Below are 22,751 nucleotides of genomic sequence, written 5' to 3'. Positions count from 1 at the left end.
GCTCGACTCGACACCAACAGGTCATCCATGCGTCTGTTTCATACCTCCGACTGGCACCTGGGCCAAAGCCTGCACGGCCAGGAACGCGACTTCGAACACGCCTGCTTCCTCGACTGGCTGCTCGGCCAGCTGCGCCTGCGCCAGCCGGATGCGCTGCTGATCGCCGGCGATATCTTCGACACGGTCAACCCGCCGGTCAAAGCCCAGGAACGTCTCTACGACTTCATCGTCCAGGCCCACGAGCAACAGCCGAAGCTGGACATCGTGATGATCGCCGGCAACCACGACTCCGGCTCGCGCATCGAGCTGCCCGCGGCACTGATGCGCCGCCTGCGCACCCATGCCCTGGGCCGTGTGCACTGGCTGGACGAGGGCCAGCTGGATGCCGAGCGCCTGCTGATTCCGCTGACCAACGGCCGTGGCAAGGTCGCCGCCTGGTGCCTGGCCCTGCCCTTCCTGCGCCCGGCCGAGGTGACCGGCCCGCAACTGGGTGACGACTACCTGCAAGGCATTACCCAGGTGCACCAGCAACTGATCGCCGCCGCGCAAAAGAAGCGCAAGAAGGACCAGGCGCTGATCGCCATCAGCCACGCGCACATGGCCGGTGGCGCGGTGTCGGAGGACTCCGAACGCAGCCTGATCATCGGCAACGCCGAAGCGCTGCCAGCCAAGCTGTTCGACAAGGCCATCAGCTACGTCGCCCTGGGCCACCTGCACAAGCCGCAGAAGGTCAACCGCGAAGAACGCATCCGCTACAGCGGCTCGCCGATCCCGCTGTCGTTCGCCGAAATCAACTACCCGCACCAAGTGCTGGAAGTGGAGCTGGACGGCACTGGCCTGGTCAGCGTCGAACCGCGCCCGGTACCGCGCGCCGTGGCCCTGCAACGGGTCGGCCCGGCACCATTGGGCGAACTGCTGGAGCAGTTGGCCGAGCTGCCAGTGATCGACCTGCTCGAAGACCCCAACCGCCAGCCCTGGCTGGAGGTGCGGGTAATACTGGATGAGCCGCAACCCGACCTGCGCCAGCAGATCGAAACCGCACTGCAAGGCAAGGCCGTGCGCTTGATCCGCATCAGTGCCGAATACGCCAGCCGCAACAATGCCGAAGACGATGACCTGGCCTTTGTCGAACTGGCCCAGATGACCCCGCAGGACCTGTTCAGCCGCGCCTGGGAGCAGGCCTATGGCAACCCCGCCGACGAACAGGCGCTGGCCGACTTCGCCCTGCTGTTGCAGGACGTGCAGCAGGAAGAGGAACAGCCATGAAGATTCTCGCCATCCGCCTGAAGAACCTGGCATCCCTGGCCGGCCCGGTCGATATCGATTTCACCGCCGAACCGCTGGCCAGCGCCGGCCTGTTCGCCATCACCGGGCCTACCGGGGCGGGCAAAAGTACCCTGCTCGACGCCCTGTGCCTGGCGTTGTTCGGCACCGTGCCACGGCTGAACGACATTGGCCGCGAGGCCAAGGTGCCGGATGCAGACGGTGAAATCCCTACCTCCGACCCGCGCAACCTGCTGCGCCGCGGCACCGGCAGCGGCTTTGCCGAAGTCGATTTCGTCGGCATCGATGGCCGCCGCTACCGCGCCCGCTGGGAAGCCAACCGCGCCCGCGACAAGGCCAACGGCAAGCTGCAGCACAGCCGCCAGAGCCTCTACGACCTGGACAGCGAGCAGGTACTGGGCAGCGGCAAGAACGAGTACAAACAACTGGTCGAAGCCCGCCTGGGCCTGAACTTCGAACAGTTCACCCGCGCGGTGATGCTGGCCCAGAGCGAATTCGGCGCCTTCCTCAAGGCCGACGACAAAGAACGCAGCGAGCTGCTGGAAAAGCTCACCAACACCGCCATCTACACCCGCCTGGGCCAGCGGGCCTTCAGCAAGGCACGCGAAGCCGGCGAGGCCCACAATGCCCTGAAGGACCGTGCCAGCCACTTGCTGCCGATGGCCGCCGAAGCGCGCGCCGAGCTCGACCAGCGCCTGGAGCAGGCGCAACAGCAGTTCAAGGCCGACCAGGCTGGCGAGCGCCAGCTGGAACAGCAACGCAACTGGCTGAACGAGCAGCGCCAGTTGCAGGCCCAGCATGCCGAAGCCGGCACCGCGCTGCAGGCCGCCGAACAGGACTGGCAACAACTGGCTGACCAGCGCCTGGACCTGGTGCGCCTGGAGCGCCTGGCCCCGCAGCGTCACCAGTTCCACCGCCAGCAGACACTGACCGCGCAACTGGCACCGCTGGCAGCGAAGATCGCCGAACAACAGCAGCAGCAAGCCGAGCTGCAAGTGCGCACCAGCGAGCTCGAACAGGCACTGGACGCCGCGCGTCAGGCGCTTGCCGATAGCCAGGCCCAACACAGCGAGAACGCCCCTCGCCTGCGCCAGGCCTTTGCCGCCCAGGACAACCTGGCCCGCCTGGAGCAGGAGCTGGCAGCACAGCGCAGCGCCGGTCAGCAGGCCGAGCAGCAGGTCGCCGAAGGCCAACAGCACCTGCAGCAGCTGGAAGACAACCAGCAGCGCAGCCTGCAGCAACTGGCGCAGATCGACACCGCGCTCGCCGACAGCCAGCATCTGGCGGACCTGGCCAATGCCTGGCACGCCTACCTGCCGCAACTGAAGCAAGTGATGCTGATCGGTGGCCGCCTGGCCAAGGGCCGTGAAGAGCTGCCCGGCCTACAGGCCCAGGCCAGCCAGGCCAATGCGCACTTGCAGGCCGAGCGCGATGCCTTCGAGCTGCTGTTCCGCGAAGCCAAGGCCGAACCCCAGGCCCTGGCAGAACAGATCGACCTGCTGGGTGGCATGCTGCAGGACAACCGCAAGCAGCAGCGCGCCGTGGAAGAGCTGTCACGTCTGCATGGCCGTGAACTGGAACTGCGCCAGCAGCTGGAGGCCGTACGCGTGCGTCAGCAGCAGGCCATGCAGCAGCGCCAGCAACTGATTACCGAAGGCACCGCCGCCAAGGCCGAGCTGGAAGCCGCCGAGCAAGCGCTCAACCTCACCCGCCAGTTGCTGGAACGCCAGCGCCTGGCACGTAACACCAGCGTCGAAGAGTTGCGCGGCCAGTTGCGCGACGGCGAACCCTGCCCGGTGTGCGGCAGCGCCGAGCACCCGTTCCACCAGCCTGACGCGCTGCTGCAAAGCCTGGGTCGCCATGACCAGGCCGAGGAAGACGCCGCGCAGAAGCAGGTCGAAACCCTCAACAGCAAGCTTGTGGAGCTGCGCACCCAGCTGGGCGTGGTCAACGCCCAGCTCAAGGATTACCAGCAGCAACAGCAGCAACTGGGCGAGCAGCTACAACCGCTGGTGGCCCAGGTGCAGGCGCACAGCCTGTGGCCCGCCCTGGCCCCGCAGGACGACAATGCCCGCAGTGCCTGGCTCGACAGCCAGCTGCGGCGCCTGGACGAAGAAATCGGCCAGGACGAGAAACGCCAGAGCGCCCTGCTCGCCCTGCAAAAAGATGCAGCCCGTCTCAACCAGCAATTGCAGGCCGCCCAGCAGGCGCAACAGCAGGCCCAGCGCCACCTGGAGCAACAGCACCAGGCCCTGGCCAGCGACGAGCAGCAGTTGCAGCAAGGCCTTGAGGACCTTGCCGGCGTGTTGCCCGAAGAGGCCCTCAAGGCCTTGAACGACGACCCGGCCAATGCCTTCCTCGCCCTGGACCAGCAGATCGCCCTGCGCCTGCAGCAACTGGAGCAGCGCAAGGAGGAACAGGAAGAACAGCAAGCCCGCCAGGCCCAGCTGGACAAGCTGCGCGACCAGCAACAGGCGCGCGTGCAGACCCTGCAGCAGTTGCAGCAGAAGCTTGCCGCCCTCGACGAGCAGCGCCAACAGGCCCAGGCTTCGCTCAGCGAACTGCTGGGCGAGCACGCCAGCGCCGAAGCCTGGCAACAGCACATGGACACCGCGCTGGAGCAGGCCCGCGCCCTCGATGCCGACACTGCCCAGCGCCTGCAGGACTTGCGTACCCAAGGCGTGCAACTGGCCAGCGAACTCAAGGCCAACACCCAGCAGCAGCAGGCGCTGGACGCCGAGTGCCAGCAGTTGCAGGGCCAGATCGCCCAGTGGCGCGCAGAACACCCGGAACTGGACGACGCCGGCCTGGATCGCCTGCTGGGCATGGAGGACGCGCAGGTAAATGAGCTGCGCCAGCGCCTGCAAGGCGCCGAAAAGGCCATCGAACAGGACCGCGTGCTGCTGCAGGAACGTGAACAACGCCTGCAGCAACATGCCGCGCAAATGACTGTGGACACCTCGGCCGACGCCTTGGAACAGGCCCTGACCGAACTGCGCGAACGCCTGGCCGGCCATGAGCAGCAATGCGCCGAACTGCGTGCACAGCAGGCCGATGACCAGCGTCGCCAACAGGCGCACCAGGCGCTGGCGGCGGAAATCGAACAGGCCCACCAGCAGTGGCAACGCTGGGCTCGCCTGAACGCCCTGATCGGCTCGGCCTCTGGCGATGTGTTCCGCAAGATCGCCCAGGGCTACAACCTCGACCTGCTGCTGCACCACGCCAACGCCCAGCTGCGCCAGCTGGCCCGCCGTTACCGCCTCAAGCGCGGCGGCAGCGCCCTCGGCCTGCTGGTGCTGGACACCGAGATGGGTGACGAACTGCGTTCGGTGCACTCGCTGTCTGGCGGGGAAACCTTCCTGGTGTCGCTGGCCCTGGCCCTGGGCCTGGCCTCGATGGCCTCCAGCACGCTGCGCATCGAATCGCTGTTCATCGATGAAGGCTTCGGCAGCCTCGACCCCGAGTCGCTGCAACTGGCCATGGACGCCCTCGACGGCTTGCAGGCCCAGGGCCGCAAGGTGGCGGTGATTTCCCACGTGCAGGAAATGCACGAACGCATCCCGGTGCAGATCCAGGTGCGCCGCCAAGGCAATGGCCTGAGTGACGTGGAGGTGTGCGGGTGATCCTCTACTCGTTCCGCCGCTGCCCCTGGGCCATGCGCGCGCGCCTGGCCCTGCGCTATGCGGGGTGCGAGGTGGAGATTCGCGAGGTAGCGATGAAGAACAAGCCGGCAGAACTGCTGGCCTTGTCACCCAAGGGCACGGTGCCGGTACTGGATACCGGTGCCGGGGTGCTCGAAGAAAGCCTGGACATCATGCGCTGGGCGCTGGCGCAAAACGACCCCCAGGACTGGCGGCTGCAGGCCGACCCTGCGGCGGCGCAGCAGGCTGAAACACTGATTGCGCGCAACGACAGCACGTTCAAGGCGCAGGTGAACCTGTACAAGTATGCCGAGCGCTACCCCGAGCATACCCGCGAGCATTACCGCCAGCAGGCCGAGGCCTGGCTGGCGGAGCTCGAAGGCCTGCTGGCAGGCAGGCCCTACTTGCTGGCCACGCACCCGAGCATTGCCGATGCCGCGTTGCTACCTCTGATGCGCCAGTTTGCCGGGGTCGAACCGCAGTGGTTCGCCGAGGCGGCTTATCCGCGGGTGCGGAGCTGGCTGGAGGGGTGGTTGGCTTCGGAGCTGTTCAGGTCAGTCATGGCCAGGTAGCTTCACGCGATCCCTTGTAGGAGCGGCCTTGTGTCGCGATAGGGGCGCGCAGCGGCCCCAGGTTTTTGCGTCACAGCAGAAATTGCCGGGGCCGCTCTGCGGCCCTTTCGCGACACAAGGCCGCTCCTACAGGGACCGAGTCAGCTTCAATGGGTGTGCTTGCCACTCAATGCCGCATGGAAATTGGCACTCTGGCGCAGGTACTGTTCGGTGTAGCTATGGGTAGCGGACGCCTTGCCGCTGCTGTCGGCATGGGCATGCGCTGGCAATACGACCGAAGCGGAAATGGCGGATGCGGCAATGACCGGGAAGAGATTGAAGTTCATCTGGGCTGACCTCGACGGCGGTGGTTTGACGTTGGCCCGTTTGGGCCTTGGGTCAAACTTACGCCGCCGAAGCCGCAGGCAAAAATTCATTGCGCCAGTATCGACTATCACGCCGATCGATATCACTCGATGAACTTCAGGTCCGACGGCGCATCCTGCTTCAGCGTCTGCACCGTCTCCAACAGCTTGCCGCTGCGCGGATCGCGGCGTATCACTACGATCTGGTTGCTCTTCTGGTTGGCCACCAGCAGGAAGTTGTCACTCGGGTCGAGGGCGAACTCGCGGGGATGATCCCCCTCCACCGAACGGCGCTGCAGGAACGTCAGCTGGCCATCCTGCTTGCCCACGCTGAACACCACGATCTCGTTGGCCGTGCCTCGGTTGCTCACATACAGGAAGCGCCCGTCTGCCGACAGGTGCAAGCCACCTGCCGCTTTCGCCGCAGCTTCCTTGCTCTCGGTCAGGGGCAGGCGCTGGCGTTCGACCAGGTTGCCCTCCTGCACGTCGAACATCACCACTTCGGCACTCATTTCCAAGGTCAGGTAGGCGTGCCGACCCTTGGCGTCGAACAACAGGTGGCGCGGCCCGCTGCCCGGCGGCAGGTCCACCGACGCGGGGATCGCCGGCGTCAACGGGTGGTCTGCGCTGGCACCGTCGTAGCGGTAGATGAACACCTTGTCGGCACCCAGGTCGCTGGCATACAGGTGGCGGCCGTCCGGTGACAGCACCAGCGAATGCACATGGGCGCTAGCCTGGCGCTCGGGGTTGACCCCGCTCGCCTTGTGCCGGGCCTGTTGCACCACCGGCTTGAGCTTGCCGTCCTTGGCCACCGGGACTACCACCAGGCTGCCGCCGGGATCGGGCTTGACCGCGTAGTTGGCGACGAACAGATAACGCTGGTCCTGGCTGAGGCTGGCGTGGGTAGGCTCGTCACCTTGGCTGGGCACCTGGTTGATGGGCTTGATTTCGCCTTTTGCACTGACGCTGAAGCTGCTGGCATGGCCGTTCGGGGTTTCATTGACCGCGAACAGCTGGCGTTGATCGGCCGACAATACCAGCCACGAAGGGCTGACACTCTCCACCACCTGCTGCGGCGACGGGTCGATATGACCGGTCTTTTCGTCGAACCCGTAGCGGTAGATGCCCTGGCTGGCGCCATCGGTGTAACTGCCCACCAGCAAGGTGGCGGCGTGGGCATGGATGGTCAGGCTCATCAGGCTAGCGGTCAGCAGGCTCGTCCAGATCCGATTCATCTTCGTCATCATCCGGGGCGCGAAAGGCACTCATACAGACTAGCCGATGCGCGCCGTCGGCATCGTCGAGTTGCCACTCGTCACCCACGGCGATGGCAGCAGTGATCTGCTCGGGGGTGAAGGTCCAGCGGCGGAGCTGGCGGCCGTCCATGCATTCGATGGTGAGGCCGGATTCATCGGAGGTGAAGTCGAAGGCGTGCAGGCCGTCGATCAGGAGCATGTCGCAGGACTGCAGGGCGGTGGCGAGGGGGGACATGGGGGTACCAATCTGAAATGAGTTGGCATTATAGCCTTGGGGCTGCCTTGCAGCCCATTCGCAGCACAAGGCTGCTCCTACAGGGGGACCGCGAACCTTCTGTAGGAGCAGCCTTGTGCTGCGAATGGGCCGCAAAGCGGCCCCCGGCAATTCAATGAGCGAAAATGGAGCCCCCCTCCTTGCCCACCATCTTCTCAGGCTTGATCAGGAACCTTGCCAGCGCCGGCAGCAGCCACAGCGCACCGAACATGTTCCACAGCAGCATGAAGGTCAGCATCAACCCCATGTCCGCCTGGAACTTGATCGCCGAGAAAATCCAGGTGCACACGCCGATGGCCAGGCACAAGCCGGTGAACAGCACTGCCTTGCCGGTCGAGCGCAGGGTCTCGTAATACGCCTCCTGCAACGGCAACCCGGCGCGCAGGAAGCTTTCCAGCCGGCTGTAGATGTAGATGCCATAGTCCACGCCAATGCCCACACCCAGCGCCACCACCGGCAAGGTCGCCACCTTGACCCCGATGCCCATGTAGGCCATCAGCGCGTTGCCCAGCACCGAGGTCAGCACCAGCGGCAGGACGATGCACAGGGTGGCGGCGAACGAGCGGAAGGTAATCAGGCACATCACCGCCACGCAGATGTACACCAGGATCAGGATGGTCAGCTCGGCCGACTTGATCACCTCGTTGGTCGCCGCTTCGATCCCGGCATTGCCCGCCGCCAGCAGGAACTGCAGGCCTTCCTTGTTGTGGCTGTCGGCAAACGCCTTGGCCACGGCAGTGACCCGCTCCAGGGTTTCGGCCTTGTGGTCGTTAAGGAACACCAGCACCGGCGCCAGCGAGCAGTCGCCGTTGTACAAGCCGTCGGCGCGGGCGATGGAGTTGTTGAGGATGTCCGGGTTGCGCGACAGGGTTTCCCATTTCAGGCTGCCCTCGTTCATGCCCTTGATCACCTGCTTGGACACGGTCACGAGGGAAATTGCCGACTGCACGCCCGGGGTGTTCTGCATGGTCCACATCAGCTCGTCGATCGGCGCCATGGTCGAGTGGATCGAGCAGCTTTCCGGCGGGGTCTTGACCATGATCACCAGCACGTCGGAACTGGTCGAGTAGTTGCTGATGATGAAGTTGTTGTCCTGGTTGTAGCGCGAGTCGGGGCGCAGCTCCGGCGCGCCCTGGTCGAGGTCGCCGATCTTCAGGTTCTGGCTGTACCACAGGCCACCGGCGAAGGCGACCAGCGCCAGGGCCACCGACACCGGCGCCACCTTGGCACTGGCGAAGTTCGACAACAGGCGCCAGAACGGGTGCTCGCGGGTGGCGTCCTGCTTGCTGCGCTCGACGGCCTTCTTGCTGATGCCGACGTACGAGATCGCTACCGGCAGCAGGATGAGGTTGGTGAACACGATCACCGCCACACCGATGGAAGCACCGATGGCCAGTTCACGAATCACGCCGATGTCGATAATCAGCAGGGTGATGAAGCCCACGGCGTCGGCGAGGATGGCGATCATCCCCGGCAGGAACAGCTGGCGGAAGGTGCGCCGGGCGGCGGTCAGGGCGTTGTCGGCGTCACTCGACTGCAGGGCGATACCGTTGATCTTCTGCACCCCGTGGGAAATGCCGATGGCGAAGATCAGGAACGGCACCAGCATCGAGTACGGGTCCAGGCCAAAGCCCACTGCATGCATCAGGCCCAACTGCCAGACCACTGCCACCAGGGTAGTGATGAGCACGGCGATGGTGCTGCGGATGCACCAGGTGAACCAGTACAGCAGCACCCAGGTGATGGCCAGGGCGACGCCGAAGAACATCGCCACCATCACCAGGCCGTCGATCAGGTCGCCGACCTTCTTGGCGAAGCCGACGATGTGCACCTTCACGTTGGGGTTCTGCGCCTGGAACTTGTCACGGATCTTTTCTTCAAGCTGGTGCGAGAACTGCTGGTAGTCCAGCTTCACCTGCTTGCCTGGGTCCTGCGGGTCGGGGTAGCTCTCCAGCAGTGGCACATCGACGATGCTGGACTTGAAGTTGTTGCCCACCAGTCGCCCCACCTGGCCAGACTTGAGCACGTTGTCGCGCAGGGTGTCGAGGCTGTCCTGCGAGCCGTTGTAGGTGTTGGGAATCACCTCGCCACCCGAGAAGCCTTCCTCGGTGACCTCGCTCCAGCGCACGCTGGGGCTCCACAGCGACTTCAACCCGGCACGGTCGACGCCAGGGATGTAGAACACTTCGTCATGGATCTGCCGCAGGGTCTCCATGTAGTCCTTGTCGAAGATGTCGCCATTCACGGCCTCCACCGAAATGCGCACGGTGTTGCCGAGGTTGGCCAGGTCGTTGCGGTGCTCCATCATCTGCTCGATGAACGGGTGCTGCAGCGGGATCATCTTCTCGAAGCTGGTGGACGGGCGAATCTGCGTGGCCTGCCAGAACAGGAAGATGCTGACCAGCACGCACAGGGCGATGACCACGGGGCGATTGTTGAAGATCAGGCGTTCGAGCAACGTGGCCTTGTCCTGGTGATGCGGGTGCATGGTGATGCTCTCCCTGCTGGTCATGGACGCACCTCCTGGTCAGCACCCTGCGGGTCAGCCAGGTGCACGCCACCCTGCCCTACCAGCAGCAGGCCGCCATCGGCCAGGCCGCTGACGCCGGCCAGGGCAATTCGGTCGGCGCGGTTGTAGACACTGAAGGTCTGGCCGTCATCGGTACTGCGCAGCACGCTGCCGCCATTGCCGACCAGCACCAGGCTACCGTCCTCGACAAGCGTAGCGCCTGCCAGGCCGAATTCGAGGGTGCCACGTGCGGCCTTGAGCTCGATCGGTTGCCAGCTGTCACCGAAATCGGTGGAGCGGAACAGGTTGCCGCGCAGGCCGTAGGCCAGCAATGTGCGCGGCTGTGCAGTGCCGATCACGCCGAACAGCGAGCCCTCGTAGGGGCCTTGAACCTTGGCCCAGGTCTGGCCGTTGTCGGCTGAGCGGAACATGCCGCCCTGCTCGCCGACAATGAACAGGCCCGCGTCACGCACCTGGGCGATACCGTTCAGGTGCAGCTGGTCGGGGTTGTCCAGGCGCTCGGCCACGTCCTGCCAGTGCTGGCCGCCGTCGGTGGTTTCCAGCAAGGCGCCGTAGGCACCTACGGCAAAGCCGTGCCGGGCGTCGAGGAAGGCGACATCGAGCAAGGGTGCTTCGCGGGGCAGGTCTTCGAACTGCTTGCTCCAGGTGGCACCACCATCGCTGCTGGCGAGCACCAGCGCATCGTGGCCGACGGCCCAGCCGCGCTTGTCGTCGAGGAAGAACACCGCGGTCAGCAGTTGCCGGGTGGGCACCCGCGCCTGGGTCCAGGTTCTGCCCTGGTCGTCGGAGAACAGGATATGACCGCGATCGCCCACTACCACCAGGCGCTTACCGGCATGGGTGGCGTCGATCAGCAGGCTTTGGCTGGCCTTGGCCGATTCGGTGGAATATTCGTCGGCGGAAGCGGCTTGCACGCTGTCAGCCCACACGCCGAGCCCCAGCGCCAGTACCGCGCTGGCTGCCAATGGCCAGGCAAAGCGCCTGTTCTGTTCCCTCATGACTGTCCCCCTGTTGTGTTCTTGTCTGGTGGGTCAATGCACTGCAGGTACTGCGAAAAGCCTGATCTAGAGGCCCGCAATAGCTTGAGGGGATCGTAGCGGGGATATTTGCGGGAACACAACGGGCGGGGTGTTATGTTTTGTTGTCGGCTCCAAAAGCTTCGCGGGTAAACCCGCTCCCACAGGTCCTGCACAGCCCATGAAAGCGGTGCAGTACCTGTGGGAGCGGGTTTACCCGCGAAGAGGTCGGTTCAGGCTACGGAAAACTCAAGCCAGGCTCTTGCTCACCACTTCATACACATCACTGGACAACTCACCAGAAGCCAGAATCCGCTCCAGCTCGCCCTTCATCAGGGCCTGACGCGCATCGTCATACTTGCGCCAGCGGGTCAGCGGTGCCAGTTGCCGCGAAGCGATCTGCGGGTTCAGCGCATTCAGCTCGATCACCAGGTCCGCCAGGAAGCGGTAGCCGGAGCCATCCGCCGCATGGAAGTTGACCAGGTTCTGCCCGGCAAAGGCGCCGATCAACGCACGTACCTTGTTCGGGTTCTTCAGGGTGAACGCCGGGTGCTGCATCAGCGCCTTGACCCGCGCCAGCCCGCCCGGCAGCGTACTGGCCGCCTGCACGCTGAACCACTGGTCCATGACCAGCGGGTTGTCCTTGAAGTGCTCGGCAAAGGCTTCCAGCGCCTTGGCCCGCTCGGCCTCGAACGGCGAGTTGACCAGCACGGCCAGGGCGGTAAGGCGCTCGGTCATGTTGTCACAGTGCTCGAACTGCTCCAAAGTCGCCTGCAGCACCTGCGGCTTGCCGCTCTGCATCAGGTACGACAGCGCGATGTTCTGCAGGCTGCGGCGAGCGAAATGCTCGGCCGAGGCCACGTAGGCGGTGCTGCGCGACACTTCGCGGTTGGCCTGGTAGCGCGCCCACAGGGCGTCGAACAGCTGCTCGGCGATCTGCTGGCGGGCGAACTCGCGGGCAGCGTGGATGGCGTCCACGTCGGCCACCTGGCTGATCTCGGTGAGGTAGGCCTCACCCGGCAGCGAGAGCATTTCGGCAACCATGGCCGGGTCCAGCGACTCGTTGCCGAGCACGGTGCCCAGGGCGGTGATCAGGCGCTGGTCGAGCTTCAGTGCCTCGCCGCGCTGATGCTGGCCGATCAGCTCCTGCAGCACCTGCACCGACAACTGCTGCCCCGCCTCCCAGCGGTTGAAGCCGTCGCTGTCGTGCTGCATCAGGAACATCAGCTGGTCGCGGTCGTAGGGGAAGCTCAGCTTGACCGGTGCACTGAAGCCACGCAGAAGCGACGGCAGCGGCTTGGCCTGGATACCCTGGAAGGTGAAGGTCTGCTCGGCCTCGGTCACCGACAGCACGCGGCTGGTGCCCTGCGCCGTATCTTCGCCGGCCAGTTGCAGCGGCAGGTCGTTGCCTGCAGCATCCAGCAGGCCAAGCTCCACCGGGATCACGAACGGCAGCTTTTCGGCCTTGTCCGGGGTCTGCGGGCAGCTTTGGCGGAAGGTCAGGCTGTAGGTTTGCGCGGCCGCGTCATAGGCCTCGCTGACTTCCAGGCGCGGGGTGCCGGCCTGGTTGTACCAGCGCTTGAACTGGGTGAAGTCGACGCCGTTGGCGTCTTCCATGGCCTTGATGAAATCGTCGGTGGTCACCGCCTGGCCATCGTGGCGTTCGAAGTACAGGTCGCTGCCCTTGCGGAAGCCGTCGACGCCCAGCAGGGTACGAACCATGCGCACCACTTCGGCGCCCTTCTCGTACACGGTCAGGGTGTAGAAGTTGGAGATCTCGATGAAGCTGTCCGGGCGCACCGGGTGGGCCATGGGGCCAGCGTCTTCGGCGAACTGGTGAGTACGCAGGTAGGCCACGTCTTCGATGCGCTTGACCGTGCGCGAGTTCATGTCGGCGCTGAACTCGGCATCTCGGAACACCGTGAAGCCTTCCTTCAGCGACAGCTGGAACCAGTCACGGCAGGTGACGCGGTTGCCCGACCAGTTGTGGAAATACTCGTGGGCGACCACGCCTTCGACGCGCTGGTGGGCGGCATCGGTGGCGGTTTCGGCACGGGCCAGCACACAGCTGGAGTTGAAGATGTTCAGGCCCTTGTTTTCCATGGCGCCCATGTTGAAGTCGTTGACCGCGACGATCATGAAGATGTCCAGGTCGTACTCGCGGCCATAGACTTCTTCGTCCCAGCGCATGGACTTCTTCAGGCTGACCATGGCGTGGTCGCACTTGTCGATGTTTTCGGGCTCGACATAGATGCGCAGGGTCACGTCACGGCCGGACTGGCGGGTGAAGCTGTCCTCGACGCACCACAGGTCACCGGCCACCAGGGCGAACAGGTAGGCCGGCTTCATGAACGGGTCTTCCCAGGTCGCCCAGTGGCGACCATCGTCTGCCGGCCCGCTGCCGATCGGGTTGCCGTTCGACAGCAATACCGGGTAGCGATGCTGCTCGGCGATCACCGTGGTGGTGAAGGTGCTCATCACATCCGGACGATCGAGGTAGTAGGTGATCTTGCGGAAGCCTTCGGCCTCGCACTGGGTGCAGAACATCTTGCCCGACTTGTACAAGCCTTCCAGCGCGGTGTTGCTCTCGGGGTGGATCTTCACGCTGGTGTCGAGGGTGAAATGCTCGGCCTTGGGCTGCAGGGTCAGGCTGTCGGCGTCGAGCTGGTAGTCGCCCGGCTGGAGTTCCTGGTCATCCAGCGAGGCGCGCAGCAGCTCCAGCTGCTGGCCATCGAGTACCAGTGGCGGCAGGCCGGCACCGCGTGCCGGGTTGCGGCGCATGACCAGTTGCGCGTGAACCAGGGTATGGTCCTCGAACAGCTCGAAGGTCAGGTGCGTCTCGTCGATCAGGTACTCGGGCGCCTGGTAATCCTTGAGGTAGATCACTTGCGGTTGTTCGGTACGCATGTGCAGGTCCTTTTTACTGGAGCACGGCCAACTGGTAGGCCGTGTACTTGCGAATATTGATCACACCGGTGTCGAAGATCAGGTACTGGCCCTTGATGCCCAGCAGCGTGCCTTCCACTACCGGGTCCTTGTCGAGGTTGAAGCTGACGATCTTCGATGGGTAGGCCTCGACCGGGTACTTCATCTGCACCACTTCGGCGTCGGCCAGCGGCTGGATCGCCTGCAGGCCGAAGCGCCCCTGCAGCTCGCGCAGGCCACCGGCACAGGCGTCGAAGACCTGTTCACGAATGGCCACCAGGTCGAGCTCCTCGGCATCGCCCTTGAGCAGGGCGCGCCAGTTGGTGCGGTCCGGCACCTGGCTGCGCAGCAAGTCTTCGACCAGGCCGGACTGCTGGCGGGTGGCCACGCGCACGATCGGCAGGGCCTGGGTGGCGCCCTGGTCGAGCCAGCGGGTGGGCAGCTGGGTGGCGCGGGTGATACCGACCTTGATCCCCGACGAGTTGGCCAGGTAGACCACATGGTCGGTCATGCAGAACTGTTCGCCCCACGACGGTTCGCGGCAGGTGCCGGCGTCGTAGTGGCACTTTTCCGGGGCCATGATGCACACGTCGCACTGGGCCAGTTTGGTCATGCACGGGTAGCAGTAACCCTGGCTGAAGCTAGTCTTGGTGCGCTTGCCACAATGGCTGCAGTGAATGGCGCCAAGGTACTCAAGGCGCAGGCGCTGGCCGATAAACGGGTTGACCGGCACCTGCGTGTCATCAAGGCGAAAGCTGTACTGCACCACTGGCGCCTGCAGGCTTACCGCCATCTTGCTCAACGAGCCACGAGCGAGTTCGATCAATGTACCGAGTCCGACTTGAACAGAATGTTGGCGATCGGCGCGGACTTCGAGGCGCACTCCTGCGGGCCCATGTAGCCGGTACGCTGGTCTTCGGGCAGGTTTTTCATCTCCCAGGCGATTACCGCCTGCAGCGACAGCTCTTTCTGCTCGGCAGTGAGCTTGCGGCCATCCGACCATTTGCCGATTTCCACAGCCAGTTTCAGGCTCTCGTAGATTTCCGGGGTGATGTTTTCGATCATTTGCGCGAAAGTGGACATAGTGTCTCCTGATTCAAGCCGACAGTTTACGCCGGGCAAGCGCCCCACCCAAGAGCCCGGTCAGGCATCCGATGAGCAGCCCGCCGACGTGGGCAGCGTTGGCGATCTGGCCAAGGCCCAGGGTGTCGATCACGCCGCTCAGGCACACCACCAGCCAGATCAGCATCATCACCAGCACGCCCTTGGGCAGGTTGAAGTAACGGTCGGGTGCCAGCCACTGGTACAGCCAGATGTGCCCGAGCAGGCCGTACAGCACGCCGGACAGGCCACCGAACAGGCTCGGCCCGCTGCTGTAGTGCTGGGCCAGGTTGGACACCAGGCTGAACAGCAGGGTCAGGCCCAGCAGCGCCCACGGGCCCTGGCGCAATTCGATGCGTTTGCCCAGCTCCCAGTACCACAGGCTGTTCATGGCCAGGTGCAGCACGCCGAAATGCAGCAGCATGGGCGATACCAGGCGCCACCACTGGCCTTGGTCCAGGCTTTGCGCCAGCGGGCTGAAGTACAGGTAGTCGCCCTGGACGCGGAAATCGAGGAAGGTGAACCAGCTGATGGTGGTGAAATTGTCGCCAAGGCCGGTGAGGCCGGCGACGATGAAGCACAGCAGCAGGGTGATAGTGGTGACTTTGCAGGCTTTGGCCTGTTCTGCCAGGGAGGGTTGTGTGGGGCTATTCGCGGGTAAACCCGCTCCCACAGGGTCCTGTGCAAGTTCGAGGTCGGCGTTGCCGTCGGGGTAGCGCTGGTAGAGTTCGCGGACGTCCGCTGCCAGGGTGTCGGGGGCCCAGAGCACCTGGGCATCGCCCTCCTCGCTGACCCGGTGCGGCACCTGCAGGCGCTGCAGCAGGTGAACGAAGCCGCTGAGGTCGACCGACAGCGGCAGGCGCATCACTTCGATAATGTTCATTGGTTGGCCTGTGGGCGGTCGACGTCGACCCAGACGAACTTGTGCGGGTCGATGCGGGTTTCATCATCCAGCCGGTAGGCTGCCAGCTTGCCATAGAGCACGGCGCTGTAGTCCAGGCAGGCCAGGTTGGCGCGGATCGGCGCCGGGCGGCCGCTGCGCCAGTAATGGCCGACGAACAGCATGGGCTCGTCTTCGGCATAGCGCAGCAAGGCGTTCTTCTGGCTATGACTGAGCGGGGTGCTGGCCACTTCCGCGGGCAGGGCGTCTGGCTGGAACACGATGTCGCCGTAGGTTTGCGGGTCTTCTTCCCAGAACTTGGTACGGAAGAAGGCACGGGTCAGGCCGTCGCCACCGGTGAGGGTCAGGCCGTCCGGCAGGCGCATGTCGGTGCCGCGCAGCAGGCGGTTGCACACGGTGGCAGCAAAGCTGCCGTTCACCGCCGAGGCCTGGATGAAGTGTTCGTCGATGCGCCCGTCGGGGTACTGCTGGCGCAGCGGCTCGATCAGCCGCGGGTCCCAGCAGGCATGCACCAGGCGGAAACGCCCGGCGTCGACGAACAGCGGCAATTCGTAGAACCAGTTGACGAAGTCGTGCCAGTCAGCGGGGTGGTGGGCAAATTGGGTCAGGGTTTCGTCGATCAGCCGGGCGTGGCGTGGCGTATGCTCGCGCACAAAGGCCTTGCCGCTGCCAGGCAGTGCCGGGGTGACCCAGCCCAGCGCGTTGTACTCGTGGTTGCCCATGATGCAGAACGCCTGGCCGGCCTCGACCATGTCGTGGACGATGTGCAGCGCCTCGCGGATGCGTGGCCCGCGGTCGACGATGTCGCCAAGGAACAGCGCCTGGCGCCGCGGGTGGCGCCACACGCCTGCCACACGCTTGTAACCGAGGGCGTCGAGCAGGCGTTCAAGGGTCAGCGCACAACCGTGCACGTCACCGATGATGTCGAAACTACGCGCCGGATCGAGCATCAGTCGTCCCTGCTTCCCAGCCGGCTGCCCCAGCCGAGCTTGGTGCGGCAGACCTCGTAGTAATTGTGGTCCAGTGGGTGGATCAGGCGCAGCTTCTGCGGTTTCTTGCTCACCGTGATGGTGTCGCCGGGGGCGCAGGTGAAGTGGTTCTGGCCGTCACAGGATACCTGCGGGTAGATCTGCAGGTCCTTGGACACCACGATCTTCAGTTCGCTGTTGCCGTCGACCACGATCGGCCGGCCCGACAGGGTGTGCGGATACATCGGCACGATAACGATGGCATCGAGCTTGGGGTGCATGATCGGGCCGCCGGCCGACAGCGCGTAGGCGGTGGAGCCGGTGGGGGTGGCGACGATCAGGCCGTCGGCCTTCTGGCTGCAGACGAACTGGCCATCGATGTAGATCTCGAACTCGATCATGCGCGTGGACTTGCCCGGGTGCAGCACCACATCGTTCAGCGCATCACCCTGGCCGATGGCTTCGTTGTGGCGGCGTACCTCGGCCTGCAGCAGGAAGCGGTTTTCCACCAGGTAGTGGCCGTCGAGCACTTCGGCGACCTTCTCTTCCAGCTCGTCGGGGCGGATGTCGGTGAGGAAGCCCAGGTTGCCACGGTTGATGCCCAGTACCGGAATGTTGTGCCGGGCCAGGGCGCGGGCGGCGCCCAGCAGGCTGCCGTCGCCGCCGACCACGATGACCAGGTCACAGACCTCGCCCAGCAGCTTGCGGGTGGAAGTTTGCAGGCCATGGCCAGGCAACACTTCGGCGATGGTGTCCTCGAGGATCACGTGCAGGTGGCGCTCGATAAGAAATTTTTTCAGTCGGCGAATGGTGTCGAGCACCTGGGAGCTGCCAAGGCGGCCAATGATACCGATATTGCGAAATTGCTCCATGGGGCTCCTGCGAGGCTCTGCGGCGGGTGACTATGCCGCGATTATGGGCGAAACCACCGGGTAGCGGCAAACCGGCTATGCTCGCAGGATGATGCCATTCGACCTGCTCCACGACCTGCCCCGGCAGCTACGCCGCCCCAACGTGCGCGACCTGGCCTGGGCCCTGCTGTCGCCCCCGTTGCTCAGCACCCCGCCCTGCCCCCAGCGCCACCCGCTGGCGGGCAGCCTGTGGGCGGACCAGCCACAGCGCCTGGCAGACTGGCTGCGGGCGCTGGATGACGATGACCGCCCATTGCGCGACTGGCTGGCGCAGCTGGGTAGCCGGCGCCTGGGGCACTACTACGAACGGCTGTGGCAATTCGCCCTGGGCCAGGCCCCGGGCATCGAACTGCTGGCGGCCAACCTGGCGATTCGCGAAGGCGGGCGCACCCTGGGCGAGCTGGATGTGGTGCTGCGCGACCGCGATGGTGTGCACCACCTGGAACTGGCCATCAAGCTGTACCTGGGTCCGGAACACCCCGGGCACGACCCCGACGCCTGGCTAGGGCCAGGCTGCCATGACCGACTGGGAAGCAAACTGGCGCACCTGGCACGGCACCAGTTGCCCATGTCGGCGGGGGCACACAGCCGCGAGGTGCTGGCCCGGCTGGGGGTGGAGCAGGTGCAGGCGCATGTGTGGCTGGGTGGCTATCTGTTCTACCCGTGGCCCGGGCATGCGCAGCCACCACAGGGCGCCAACCCGCAGCACTTGCGCGGGCGCTGGTTGCGGCGGCGGGACTGGGTCATGGGCGAAGGTGAGCAATGGCAGCCGCTGCAACGGCATGCCTGGCTGGCGCCGGCGCGGGTCGAGGCGCATGAGTGCTGGGCGGTGGAGCAGTTTGCGGCGTGGCTGCATGTGCTGGAACGGCAGGCTCCGGCGCAGTTGCTGGTGAGGTTGGAGCAAGAGGCTGACGGGGCGTGGCAGGAGGCCGAGCGGGTGTTTCTGGTGGCTGACAGTTGGCCATTTACACCCGAGGCATGATGCAGGCTGTTCCGGCCTCTTCGCGGGCTTGCCCGCTCCCACAGGTACTGCACAGGTCTCTGGCTCAGCGCTGTGCCTGTGGGAGATTGCCCAGCCCTTTGGGCTGCGCTTTCGCGCAGAGAACCAATATCGCTCGTCTGACGCGTCCTTTGTAGGAGCAGCCTTGTGCTGCGAAGAGGCCAGTACAGCCAATAGACAGGCTTTGTCAGCCCCGGCCTCTTCGCAGCACAAGGCTGCTCCTACAGAACCTCGCCGAACCAATGATTCATGTGTTGTTCTGTGGGAGCGGGTTCACCCGCGAAAGGGCCGGTGCAGACAACACAATTTTCACAGACCTGGCGCAAAGATTTGTTACCCCGTAGCCACTACAGTACTTCCTGAGCGCCGGCAAGAGCGCTATTCCGACCTGATGACGAGGACCGATCATGGTTTCATCCACCCCCACGACCCATTACGCGCGCCTGTCCATCGCCCTGCACTGGCTGATGCTGGTGCTGCTGGCCGCTGTCTACGCCCTAATCGAACTGCGTGGCCTGTTCCCCAAGGACAGCGTCGAACGCAACCTGATGAAGGACCTGCACTTCATGCTCGGGCTCAGCGTGTTCGTGCTGGTCTGGTTGCGCCTGGCCATCCGCCTGAGCCGCCCGACTCCACCCATCGTGCCCAAGCCTGCGGCCTGGCAGACCGGCCTCGCGCACCTGATGCACCTGGCGTTGTACCTGCTGATGATCATCCTGCCGCTGGCCGGCTGGCTGATCCTCAGCGCCGCAGACAAACCAGTGCCGTTCTTCGGCCTGGAGCTACCGCACCTGATCGGCCCGAACCCGGACCAGGCCAAGTTCATCAAAGGCTGGCATGAACGCATCGGCAGCTGGGGCTACTGGCTGATTGGCCTGCACGCGCTGGCCGGGCTCTATCACCACTATGTGCAGCGCGACAACACGCTGCTGCGCATGCTGCCCTACAAGTAACCGCGCCGGCCCTGCAGGCCGCCGGTGTGCACCACGATCAGGCGGGTGCCGGGCGCGAAAAGCCCGGCCTCGACCTGCTCACGCAGGGCCAGCAGAGCCTTGCCGGTGTAGAGGGCTTCGAGCGGCACGCCTGTGTGCCGCTCGCAATCAGCGATGAACGCCAGCAGATCAGCGTCGAATTTGCCGAAACCGCCACGGCAGGCGTCGTGCAGCTGGTAGCCATGCGCGCCGGCCAGTGCTGCTACCGCCTCCGGCACGCCATGGTCCCTGGGTACCGCCAATGCACCATGCACCACATGTGCGCCCGCCTCGGCCATTACCAGACCGGCCAAGGTAGTCCCCGTTCCGGTAGCCAGCCACCAGGCGTCGTAGCCCGACCAGCCCAGCGCCGCGATCTGCGCCCGTGCCTGCTGCATGATCAGCGCGCAACCCTGTGCACCGGCAAGCCCGCCTCCCCCTTCGGGGATGCAGTGCCAACCCGGGTAGCGTGCCTGCCAAGGGTCCCAGAAACCCGCTTGGTTTCGTGCGCGATAGCCGCCATAGCCCAGCCAGTGCAGTTCCATGCCCAGCGTCTGCAGGTCACGCACGGTTGGCGTGTCCTGGGCGTGACCACGCAGCAGGCCGGCAGTGGCGAAGCCGAAGCGCTTGCCAGCAGCGGCCAGGGCGTGCAGGTGGTTGGAATGGTTGCCGCCGAGGCTGATCAGGCCCGGGGCGTTGCTGGCGCTGGCCTGTTGCAGGTGATGGCGTAGCTTGAACCATTTGTTGCCGCTGATCAGCGGATCGATCAGGTCCAGGCGCAGGATGGCGGCTTCTACCTGGGCTTGTTGCAGCCAGGGCAGGATCAGGGGCTGCAGGGGGGGGAGGTCAAAGTGCATCGCGCGAGTTTACCAGTGAAAGCCTGGGGGCTGCTTTTGCGTCCCTGTGGGAGCGGGTTCACCCGCGAACACCGGCGCAGCCGGTGCCATACACCGCGCAGCCTTATTCGCGGGTGAACCCGCTCCCACAGGGCCGCAAAGCGGCCCCGGCAATCTCAGAGCTCAGCCGCCAATCTCGAACCCTGGTTGATCGCCCGCTTGGCATCCAGCTCGGCCGCCACATCGGCCCCACCAATCAGGTGCACCGACTGCCCCGCTGCCACCAGCCCGTCCTGCAGTTCGCGCAGCGGTTCCTGCCCGGCACAGATCACCACGTTGTCCACCGCCAGCACCTGCGGCTCGCCATCGGCCACGCGAATGTGCAAGCCGGCATCGTCGATACCCAGGTACTCGACGCTGTTGAGCATCTGCACCCGCTTGTTCTTCAACCCGGTGCGGTGAATCCAGCCGGTGGTTTTGCCCAGGCCGTCACCCACCTTGGATTTCTTGCGCTGCAACAGGTACACCTGCCGCGCCGGGGCATGCGGCTCGGCCTTGATCCCGGCCACGCCACCACGTGCCTGCAGATGGGTATCGATGCCCCACTCCTTCCAGAACGCCTCACGGTCCTGACTGGTGGCCACGCCCTGGTGCACCAGGTATTCGGAAACGTCGAAACCGATGCCACCCGCACCAATCACCGCGACAGCCTTGCCCACCGGCTTGCGCTCGAGCAGCACGTCGAGGTAGCTGAGCACCTTGGCATGCTCGACACCGGGGATGGCCGGCGTGCGCGGGGCGATGCCGGTGGCCAGGATGATCTCGTCATAGCCACCGTCCACCAGGGCCTGCACATTGACCCGGGTGTTCAGGCGCAAGTCCACGCCCGTGCTTTTGACCTTGTTGCGGAAGTAACGCAGGGTTTCATGGAACTCTTCCTTTCCCGGTACCCGCTTGGCCACATTGAACTGCCCGCCGATCTCGCTGGCGGCATCGAACAGGGTCACCGCGTGGCCGCGCTCGGCCGCCACCGTGGCTGCCGCCAGGCCGGCCGGGCCTGCGCCGACCACGGCAATGCGCTTCACGGTGCGCACAGGCAGGTAGTTGAGCTCGGTCTCGTGGCAGGCACGCGGGTTGACCAGGCAACTGGTCAGCTTGCCGCCGAAAGTATGGTCCAGGCAGGCCTGGTTGCAGCCGATGCAGGTGTTGATCTCGTCGCCGCGACCAGCAGCGGCCTTGTTGACGAAGTCCGGGTCTGCCAGGAACGGACGTGCCATCGAGACCATGTCGGCATCGCCTTCGGCCAGCACCGCCTCGGCCACCTCCGGAGTATTGATGCGGTTGGTGGTGATCAGCGGAATGTTCACCACGCCGCGCAACTTGGCGGTGACCTTGCTGAATGCCGCGCGCGGCACCTTGGTGGCAATGGTCGGTATACGCGCTTCGTGCCAGCCGATACCGGTATTGATCAAGGTCGCGCCGGCCTGCTCGATGGCCTTGGCCAGCAGCTCGATTTCATCCCAGGTGCTGCCGCCCTCGATGAGATCGAGCATCGACAGGCGGAAGATGATGATGAAGTTCGGCCCGACCGCGCCGCGCACCCGGCTGACGATCTCCACCGCCAGGCGCATGCGGTTTTCATAACTGCCACCCCAGCGGTCGGTGCGGTGGTTGGTGTGGGCGGCGAGGAACTGGTTGATGAAGTAGCCTTCCGAACCCATGATCTCGACGCCGTCGTAACCGGCGCGCTGGGCCAGCACCGCGCAATTGACGAAGTCGGCGATCTGCTTCTCGATACCCGCCTCGTCCAGTTCCTTGGGTTTGAACGGGTTGATTGGCGCCTGGATCGCGCTGGGCGCCACCTGGCGCGGGCTGTAGGCGTAGCGCCCGGCATGCAGGATCTGCAGGCAGATCTTGCCGCCGGCAGCGTGTACCGCCTCGGTGACGATGCGGTGCTTGTCGGCTTCTTCCTCGGTGCTGAGCTTGGCCGCCCCGGAATACACTCCGCCCTCATCGTTGGGCGCGATGCCGCCAGTAACCATCAGGCCGACGCCACCGCGGGCGCGCTCGGCAAAGTACGCCGCCATGCGCTCGAAGCCGCCCGGGCGCTCTTCGAGGCCGGTGTGCATCGAGCCCATCAGGGTGCGGTTGCGCAAGGTGGTGAAGCCCAGGTCCAGCGGTGCGAGCAGGTGCGGGTAGCGGTCGGCGGCCATGGAAAGGT

At 65.0% G+C, this 22,751-nt stretch carries 18 protein-coding genes; 5 read left to right on the top strand and 13 right to left on the bottom strand.

Going from position 1 to position 22,751, the window contains the following annotated elements:
* The first annotated feature begins 27 nt into the window (after positions 1 to 27).
* The 3 genes from M1D87_RS07885 to M1D87_RS07875 are packed head-to-tail and all read left to right on the top strand — an operon-like array spanning position 28 to position 5,497.
* Positions 28 to 1,266 (top strand): exonuclease SbcCD subunit D C-terminal domain-containing protein, encoded by a 1,239-nt coding sequence (locus M1D87_RS07885; RefSeq protein WP_123084808.1) that lies wholly within the window; start codon positions 28 to 30, stop codon positions 1,264 to 1,266.
* A complete protein-coding gene (locus M1D87_RS07880; RefSeq protein ID WP_421091702.1) occupies positions 1,263 to 4,907 on the top strand; it encodes an AAA family ATPase in 3,645 nt (1,214 codons plus the stop codon). The genes M1D87_RS07885 and M1D87_RS07880 overlap by 4 nt, the downstream gene beginning before the upstream one ends.
* Positions 4,904 to 5,497 (top strand): glutathione S-transferase, encoded by a 594-nt coding sequence (locus tag M1D87_RS07875; protein ID WP_061552326.1) that lies wholly within the window; start codon positions 4,904 to 4,906, stop codon positions 5,495 to 5,497. Before M1D87_RS07880 ends, M1D87_RS07875 begins: the two co-directional genes overlap by 4 nt.
* 146 nt (positions 5,498 to 5,643) lie before the next feature.
* On the opposite strand, the gene M1D87_RS07870 is transcribed toward M1D87_RS07875, so the two are convergent.
* From M1D87_RS07870 to M1D87_RS07820, 11 genes are all read right to left on the bottom strand, one after another.
* A complete protein-coding gene (locus tag M1D87_RS07870; protein WP_039614541.1) occupies positions 5,644 to 5,823 on the bottom strand; it encodes a hypothetical protein in 180 nt (59 codons plus the stop codon).
* Between the two features lie 122 nt (positions 5,824 to 5,945).
* Complete coding sequence (locus M1D87_RS07865) at positions 5,946 to 7,076, bottom strand: lactonase family protein (protein WP_259677087.1); 1,131 nt, start codon at positions 7,074 to 7,076, stop codon at positions 5,946 to 5,948.
* Positions 7,042 to 7,332: a DUF5629 family protein gene (locus M1D87_RS07860; protein ID WP_013971631.1), complete on the bottom strand. Its 291-nt coding sequence runs from the start codon at positions 7,330 to 7,332 to the stop codon at positions 7,042 to 7,044. Before M1D87_RS07860 ends, M1D87_RS07865 begins: the two co-directional genes overlap by 35 nt.
* 151 nt (positions 7,333 to 7,483) lie before the next feature.
* Complete coding sequence (locus M1D87_RS07855; protein WP_024086538.1) at positions 7,484 to 9,859, bottom strand: efflux RND transporter permease subunit; 2,376 nt, start codon at positions 9,857 to 9,859, stop codon at positions 7,484 to 7,486.
* A gap of 20 nt (positions 9,860 to 9,879) precedes the next feature.
* On the bottom strand, positions 9,880 to 10,899 hold the full coding sequence (locus M1D87_RS07850; protein WP_123084805.1) for a WD40/YVTN/BNR-like repeat-containing protein: 1,020 nt from the start codon (positions 10,897 to 10,899) through the stop codon (positions 9,880 to 9,882).
* Positions 10,900 to 11,166: 267 nt separating this feature from the next.
* Positions 11,167 to 13,824 carry an aminopeptidase N gene (gene pepN, locus M1D87_RS07845; RefSeq protein WP_123084804.1) on the bottom strand — a complete coding sequence of 886 codons (2,658 nt, stop codon included), beginning with the start codon at positions 13,822 to 13,824 and terminating at the stop codon, positions 11,167 to 11,169.
* Positions 13,825 to 13,837: 13 nt separating this feature from the next.
* The gene (locus M1D87_RS07840; protein WP_123084803.1) at positions 13,838 to 14,668 is read right to left on the bottom strand and encodes a DUF2797 domain-containing protein; all 831 of its coding nucleotides are present in this window, start codon (positions 14,666 to 14,668) and stop codon (positions 13,838 to 13,840) included.
* Positions 14,665 to 14,925: a YeaC family protein gene (locus tag M1D87_RS07835; protein WP_003260154.1), complete on the bottom strand. Its 261-nt coding sequence runs from the start codon at positions 14,923 to 14,925 to the stop codon at positions 14,665 to 14,667. The genes M1D87_RS07840 and M1D87_RS07835 overlap by 4 nt, the downstream gene beginning before the upstream one ends.
* 13 nt (positions 14,926 to 14,938) lie before the next feature.
* Positions 14,939 to 15,826, bottom strand: a complete 888-nt coding sequence (locus M1D87_RS07830; protein WP_023662506.1) for a rhomboid family intramembrane serine protease — start codon at positions 15,824 to 15,826, stop codon at positions 14,939 to 14,941.
* Positions 15,823 to 16,794: a metallophosphoesterase gene (locus M1D87_RS07825; RefSeq protein WP_013971625.1), complete on the bottom strand. Its 972-nt coding sequence runs from the start codon at positions 16,792 to 16,794 to the stop codon at positions 15,823 to 15,825. Before M1D87_RS07825 ends, M1D87_RS07830 begins: the two co-directional genes overlap by 4 nt.
* Entirely contained in the window at positions 16,794 to 17,684 is an 891-nt protein-coding gene (locus M1D87_RS07820) for an NAD(+) kinase (RefSeq protein WP_013971624.1), read from the bottom strand. The genes M1D87_RS07825 and M1D87_RS07820 overlap by 1 nt, the downstream gene beginning before the upstream one ends.
* 88 nt (positions 17,685 to 17,772) lie before the next feature.
* On the opposite strand from M1D87_RS07820, the gene M1D87_RS07815 reads away from it, so the two are divergent.
* Together M1D87_RS07815 and cybB are read left to right on the top strand one after the other, a co-directional pair.
* The gene (locus tag M1D87_RS07815; RefSeq protein WP_123084802.1) at positions 17,773 to 18,705 is read left to right on the top strand and encodes a DUF1853 family protein; all 933 of its coding nucleotides are present in this window, start codon (positions 17,773 to 17,775) and stop codon (positions 18,703 to 18,705) included.
* A 425-nt stretch (positions 18,706 to 19,130) separates the two neighbouring features.
* Positions 19,131 to 19,676 (top strand): cytochrome b561, encoded by a 546-nt coding sequence (gene cybB / locus M1D87_RS07810; RefSeq protein WP_013971622.1) that lies wholly within the window; start codon positions 19,131 to 19,133, stop codon positions 19,674 to 19,676.
* Here the strand turns inward: cybB and M1D87_RS07805 are convergent.
* Both M1D87_RS07805 and M1D87_RS07800 read right to left on the bottom strand, forming a co-directional pair.
* On the bottom strand, positions 19,667 to 20,551 hold the full coding sequence (locus M1D87_RS07805) for a 1-aminocyclopropane-1-carboxylate deaminase/D-cysteine desulfhydrase (RefSeq protein ID WP_123084801.1): 885 nt from the start codon (positions 20,549 to 20,551) through the stop codon (positions 19,667 to 19,669). The genes cybB and M1D87_RS07805 overlap by 10 nt on opposite strands.
* A 155-nt stretch (positions 20,552 to 20,706) precedes the next feature.
* Positions 20,707 to 22,743 (bottom strand): NADPH-dependent 2,4-dienoyl-CoA reductase, encoded by a 2,037-nt coding sequence (locus M1D87_RS07800; RefSeq protein WP_123084800.1) that lies wholly within the window; start codon positions 22,741 to 22,743, stop codon positions 20,707 to 20,709.
* Positions 22,744 to 22,751 lie beyond the last annotated feature (8 nt).

The sequence above is a fragment of the Pseudomonas sp. SA233 genome, from assembly GCF_054792385.1.
The sequence above is the reverse complement of the archived record's forward strand: the minus strand, read 5'-3'. Positions and strand labels throughout refer to the sequence as shown.